Origin of the sequence: Aliidiomarina sp. (assembly GCF_047920995.1) — a bacterium.
Taxonomy (GTDB): Bacteria; Pseudomonadota; Gammaproteobacteria; order Enterobacterales; family Alteromonadaceae; genus Aliidiomarina.
Window position 1 is genome coordinate 1 of sequence record NZ_JBLRWZ010000056.1, and the last position, 5,970, is coordinate 5,970.

The 5,970-nt window shown below is 47.3% G+C and carries 4 protein-coding genes and 1 pseudogene; 4 read left to right on the forward strand and 1 reads right to left on the reverse strand.

The window, feature by feature from the left end; all coding sequences use genetic code 11:
• The 3 genes from lapB to ACNA7P_RS10775 all read left to right on the forward strand — a co-directional run.
• The coding region (lapB, locus tag ACNA7P_RS10765) for a lipopolysaccharide assembly protein LapB (RefSeq protein WP_416258632.1) at positions 1-1,007 on the forward strand (1,007 nt) is incomplete at its 5' end.
• A complete protein-coding gene (pyrF, locus tag ACNA7P_RS10770) occupies positions 1,004-1,711 on the forward strand; it encodes an orotidine-5'-phosphate decarboxylase (RefSeq protein WP_416258633.1) in 708 nt (235 codons plus the stop codon). The genes lapB and pyrF, both read left to right, overlap by 4 nt.
• A 74-nt stretch (positions 1,712-1,785) precedes the next feature.
• Positions 1,786-2,124: a ComEA family DNA-binding protein gene (locus tag ACNA7P_RS10775; protein ID WP_416258634.1), complete on the forward strand. Its 339-nt coding sequence runs from the start codon at positions 1,786-1,788 to the stop codon at positions 2,122-2,124.
• A gap of 169 nt (positions 2,125-2,293) precedes the next feature.
• On the opposite strand, the gene rne is transcribed toward ACNA7P_RS10775, so the two are convergent.
• Positions 2,294-5,341: a ribonuclease E gene (gene rne / locus ACNA7P_RS10780; protein WP_416258635.1), complete on the reverse strand. Its 3,048-nt coding sequence runs from the start codon at positions 5,339-5,341 to the stop codon at positions 2,294-2,296.
• 522 nt (positions 5,342-5,863) lie between these two features.
• Between rne and ACNA7P_RS10785 the strand changes: the two are divergent.
• Positions 5,864-5,970 (forward strand): annotated as a pseudogene (locus ACNA7P_RS10785) (23S rRNA pseudouridine(955/2504/2580) synthase); the annotation flags it as partial.

The window sequence follows — 5,970 nt, forward strand, 5'->3', positions numbered from 1 at the left end:
GCGATAAAGCAGTTGATCTGTTTATCGATATGCTTGATATCGATAGTGAAACCATTGAAACTCATTGGACTTTGGGTAAACTTTTTCGTAGGCGTGGCGAAGTAGATCGTGCAATTCGTATTCACCAAAATCTAATTTCTCGGCCTTCACTGTCCAATCAAGAACGCCAACATGCCATGTATGAATTAGGGCAAGATTACCTCTCTGCAGGCTTGTATGATCGCGCTGAGCAAATGTTCAGCGAGTTACAACAGTACACCAATTACCAATCTGAAAGCCTACACAGCCTGCTTGCTTTGTATGAGGCAACTCATGAATGGGATAAAGCCATTCGTATGGGGTTAAAGCTATCTCGTACTGATAAATCAATTGAAACTGTTATTGCGCAATTTTATTGCGAGCTTGCGGAGCTGCAGGAAGATGTAAGCCAAACCCTAAAATATTACGGAAAAGCTTTAAAGCATGATGGGCAGTGCGTTCGCGCTCGCATTGCCATTGGCCGCTGGTGGATAGGGCAAGAAAAATACGCCCGCGCATTGCCATATCTCTTGCCGATTATTGAAACTGAAGCAGATTTCATTGCCGAAATCCTTCCTTTGCTCAAACAATGCTACGAAGGCATGAATGAGCCGGAAAGCTTGGTATCTTTACTGCATGATGTTGTGCTGGAACAGCCTTGTGCAACAGCTGTGGTAATGTTGGGGGATATTATTGCCCGCCGCAATAATGTGGCTGCAGCAGAGCAATTTATGCTTACGGCACTGCAGAAAAACCCGACCATGAAAGCATTTCATAAATTGATTCAGTTTCACGTGGCTTCGGCCGATGATGGCCGCGCCAGAAACAGCCTGATGTTGCTAGGTAATATGGTGGCCGAACAATTAAAGCAGCGCTCTAAGTACCGCTGCCGACACTGCGGTTTCTCAGGACAAACATTATATTGGCACTGCCCAAGCTGTAAGAGCTGGGGTACGATTAAACCAACACGAGGATTGGATGGCGAATGATAAATAAACCTGTTGTAGTAGCCCTTGATTATGCGAACCCCAGTGAGGCACTGCGCTTTGTTGATACGTTAAATTCTGATGAGTGCAGGGTAAAGGTTGGCAAAGAGTTGTTTACCGCAGGTGGCCCTGAGTTTATTAAACAATTGCATGCGCGTAACTTCGACGTTTTCCTTGATTTAAAATTCCATGACATCCCCAATACAGTAGCTAAAGCGGTTACTGCTGCGGCTGAGTTGGGCGTATGGATGGTGAACGTTCATGCTAGCGGCGGTATTGCGATGATGGTTGCGGCAAAAGAAGCGTTGGCTCCCTATGGTGCAAAGGCTCCTCATTTAATTGCGGTAACGGTACTAACCAGTATGTCGGCCGAACAATTAGCCGCAACAGGGGTTGCTAGGCCATTACCAGAACATGTTCTGGCATTGGCACATGATGCCAAAACTGCAGGGTTGGATGGGGTGGTGTGCTCTGCTCAAGAAGCAAGTGCATTACGGCAAAGCCTTGGTGAAGAGTTTCTTTTAGTAACGCCCGGCATTCGTCCCGTAGGCTCCGATATTAATGATCAACATCGAGTAATGACCCCAAGCGATGCTATTGCTGCGGGCGTTAACTTCTTGGTAATGGGGCGGCCAATTCGTAATGCTGAGAATCCAAATCAGTTACTTTCGGCAATAAACCACGAACTATCCGCGATATCCCTATAGCAATAGCAGAGCAGCCCTCTATACTGAAAAGCGTTACCAGGAAGGTAGCGCTTTTTTGTTAATAAGGAGCTCCTATGTTAAAGAAATCTGTTATGGCATTTGCCTGCACAGGATTGGTGCTCGCAGCTGCAAATGCGTTTGCTGCTGCGAATAGCACAGCCACTATCGAAGCCAACTTAAATCAGATTACGCCACTAGTAAAAGTGGCAGAAGCAGGTGAGAAAGTGAATATTAATACCGCTACAGCTGAGCAACTCGCAGCAGCACTACGTGGCGTTGGTTTGGCACGAGCGGAAGCTATTGTGAAGCTGCGTGAAGAGCTTGGGCGCTTTACAGATGTAGAGCAACTGCTCCAGGTGCGCGGTTTAGGGCCGAAAGTACTGAATGATAACCGCGATAAAATAACGCTTTAGGTGTGTTGTAACCTTAGCTCCGGAGAGTGCTAAGAGGGTGCCGGTGTTTTGCTTTGGCATCATAGGGAGTTGCAACATGGATGTTGCTGTCATGGAAGACAAAACTCACAAAAAAAGCCGAGAGTAATTTACTCTCGGCTTTTTACTTAAGCTTTAACTAACGTACAAATTAGCTTTTACAGCGGGCAGGGCCTGCTTCTGCTTTATTCTGTGCGCCAGTGAATCCTGCGTGGCGGCCAGAGCCGGCAACAGGGCTTCGTTTACTGCTATCAGCAGCACTAAGCGTTTGTGGTGCATCGTCACGCTTAACTGCAGAAGCTTTGGTCATAGTAGCGCTGGCGAAGTTTTTCGGCTTTGAGCTTGCTTTCGGCTTTGCTGCAACAGGTGCAGATTTAGCTTCGGTGGCCTTAGCAGGTGCTTGCGCTTCAGGCTCTGCAGCTTTAGCGGCTTCAGGCTCTGCAGCTTCAGGCGCAACTGCTTCTTCACTAGTGTTTTTCACATCGCTCGGTTCAGCTTTCGCTGGTTCGCTTGGTGTATCGCTAGGCTCAGCACTTTCTGCTGGGGCGCTAACCACATCACTAGCTGCTTCAACTTCCGTTGCTACTACATCAGTTTTTACTTTCGCTTTCTTAGCAGCAGGCACTTCATTAGCTGTAGGCACTTCGTTAGCTGTAGGCACTTCGCTATCAGCAGTATCTGCTACTTCAGGCGATTCCTCGGCCGGAGCATCGTTTGCATTCGCTTCAGCTTCAGCTTTAGCTTTGCTTGGGCGACGTCGCGTACGTTTACGAGTTGGCTTTTCCGTTTTGCTTTCCGCTTCGTTCTCCGCTTTGTTCTCCGCTTCTTGTTCAGCTGCTTCTGGCGATTGTTCATTACTCTTTGTATCAGCATCGGTTGCTGCGGCTTTGGTTGCAACGGTATCTGCTGCCGCATTATCTGCAGAAGCCGTGGTTGCAGCCTTTGGCTGTTCACTGTTTTCCGTAGGGGCGCTGCTGGTAGCTACTTGTTGCTCAGCATTTGCCTTGGCACTAGTTTCTTTGTTGCTAACAGCAGCGGTGCTCGCTGGAGAATCAGAATCTTCTTTTGTTTCAGTTTGCTGAGTTTTATCCGCTTGCTGCAAACGTATACTTTTATCCAGCTTACGACGGTTACGACGTTCGCGTGGCATTTGCGGTGTTGCTTCGTCTGCACTGCTATCTTTTGTTTCTACAGCTTCAGCAGTATTTCCTTGCTGCTCGGCGTTCGCAGGCTTGCGACGGCGATTGCGGCGAGGGCGTTGCTCACTTTTCGGTGCGTTGGCTTTTTGTACATCACTGTCAGCCGCTTGTGCCTGAGGGGTTGCTTGTGCAGACGCTTCTTCACGCTTAGGCCCGCGTTGGTCATCACGTTTACGATTACGATTAGCACCTGAACGGCGGCGGTTATTATTGCGCCCACGCTCACGGTTATCGCGCTCACCTTGGCGGTTCTGGCTTGATTTCTGCGCAGATTTCTCTGTGGTAGTGGTTTCTTCAGAGGCACTAAACACCGAGCCTAACCATTTGCTTAATTTAGTTAACAGGCCAGGCTGCTTCGGTGCTTTTTCTTTAGCGGCTGCAACCGGTGCTGCTGCAGGTGCAGGCTGGCTTGGTGCAACAATGGTTTTTAAAGCAGGTTCATCAATAGTTTTTTCACGCGCAGCAACAATCTCGATTTCTTTGATATCAGAGCTTTGCAATAAACGATAGCTATGTACATCGGTAAGCTCGTCTTTGCGTAAGCGCTCTACATTGAAATGCGGAGTTTCTAAATATTGGTTTGGAATAACCAAAATACTTACTTTTGTGCGATCTTCAATAACGCGAAGGGCGCTACGTTTTTCATTCAGTAAGTAGGTTGCAACGGTAACGGGCACTTGCGCATTTACTTGCCCAGTATTGTCTTTTAACGATTCTTCTTCGATTAAGCGCAACACTGACAGTGCTAATGATTCATCACCACGAATGGTGCCTTGGCCATCACAGCGCGGGCATACGTGGTTGGATGATTCACCTAAGGATGGGCGCAAACGTTGCCGCGACATTTCCAACAAGCCAAATCGTGAGATACGTGCAGTTTGCACACGAGCCCGGTCTTGTTTTAACGCATCACGTAAACGATTCTCTACTTCGCGCTGATGCTTAGGTGGGGTCATATCGATGAAATCGATAACAATTAACCCGCCCACATCGCGCAAGCGTAGTTGCCGAGCAATTTCATCGGCTGCTTCAAGATTGGTTTGCAGGGCGGTTTCTTCGATATCACCACCTTTAGTGGCTTTTGCTGAGTTGATATCAATAGAGGTTAGCGCTTCGGTAGGGTCGATAGAAATCGAACCACCGGAAGGCAACCGCACTTCGCGTTGGAATGCACTTTCGATCTGGCTTTCAATTTGGTAATGGCTAAATAGTGGTATTTCACCTTGATACAGTTTTACCCGATTCAGGAAATCAGGGCGAACAATTTTAATGTGCTCGCAGGCTTGCTCGAAGATGGTTTTATCATCAATCAATATCTCACCGATATCGCGGCGTAAATAATCGCGAATAGCGCGGAAAATAACGTTTGATTCTTGATGCACTAGGAATGGAGCAGGGCGCTCAGATGACACTTGCTCAATTGCGGTCCAGTGATGCAGCAGCACGTTTAAATCCCAGCCTAATTCCTCTGATGATTTACCAACACCTGCGGTACGCACGATTAAACCCATACCATTCGGTACTTCTAGCGTAGATAACGCTTCTTTTAATTCTGTTCGCTCATCACCTTCGATGCGGCGGGAAATACCACCAGCACGCGGGTTGTTGGGCATTAATACAAGGTAGCTACCAGCAAGTGAGATAAAAGTGGTTAATGCAGCGCCTTTTTGGCCGCGCTCTTCTTTATCAATTTGCACAATTACTTCTTGGCCTTCCTTTATCACATCTTTGATGTTGGGGCGGCCATCGAATTTATAACCTTGCGGGAAATATGTGCGAGCAATCTCTTTGAGGGGAAGGAAACCGTGGCGATCTGCACCATAATCAACGAAGGCAGCTTCTAAGCTTGGCTCTACGCGAGTGATTTTACCTTTATAGATGTTTGATTTTTTCTGTTCATGGCCTGGGCTTTCGATATCCAGGTCATACAGGCGTTGTCCGTCTACAAGTGCAACGCGCAGCTCTTCCAGCTGGGTTGCATTAATTAGCATTCTTTTCATATTGTGTGACTCATACTTTTGTTATGTACGAAATCACAACACTGTACCGCCAGACATGGCGCTGTTCCGTTGCTAAAATCAACTGCCGGCACCGTATCTACTGATGGTGCGCGCTGTGTGGGCGGCTAATTCCTATGCGATTTGTAATGTATTCTGTTTATCTTTAACGCGGCTTCATTGGAAGCTAGCGAGGTTACCCGTAGCTGATACTTACGTGCCTGAACAGGCTTCTATCGAATTAAATCAAGCATCTGTTCGTGTGAGTAGAGCGTACGTATAACAATAAATTTCTTAAATGCCGAAACAGGCTTCACTGTTGTACCAGTGTTGTGCTTTCCGAGAAAAATTCATCGAGAAAAACATACTCGGCAGACTCAATTGAATCTGACACGGTATTGTCGCATTAACCAGCCTTGCTGACAAGTAACAAATATTAGCCGAAGGCACAACGCGCAGGTGCCTGCGGCAGGGCATCATGATATACTTTTGCGCAGTTTTTACCGTAAGGATTACCCACTTAATATGAGTGAAGTTCAGCAGCAGGTTCGTTTTCACAGTATTGATGCGGATGCCAGTGGCCAACGCATTGATAATTTCTTATTGGCACAGCTGAAAGGCGTGCCGAAAAG

Coding starts and splice junctions, on each gene's coding strand:
- pyrF (WP_416258633.1), top strand. CDS start 1,004: ATGATAAATAAACCTGTTGTAGTAGCCCTTGATTATGCGAACCCCAGT.
- ACNA7P_RS10775 (WP_416258634.1), top strand. CDS start 1,786: ATGTTAAAGAAATCTGTTATGGCATTTGCCTGCACAGGATTGGTGCTC.
- rne (WP_416258635.1), bottom strand. CDS start 5,341: ATGAAAAGAATGCTAATTAATGCAACCCAGCTGGAAGAGCTGCGCGTT.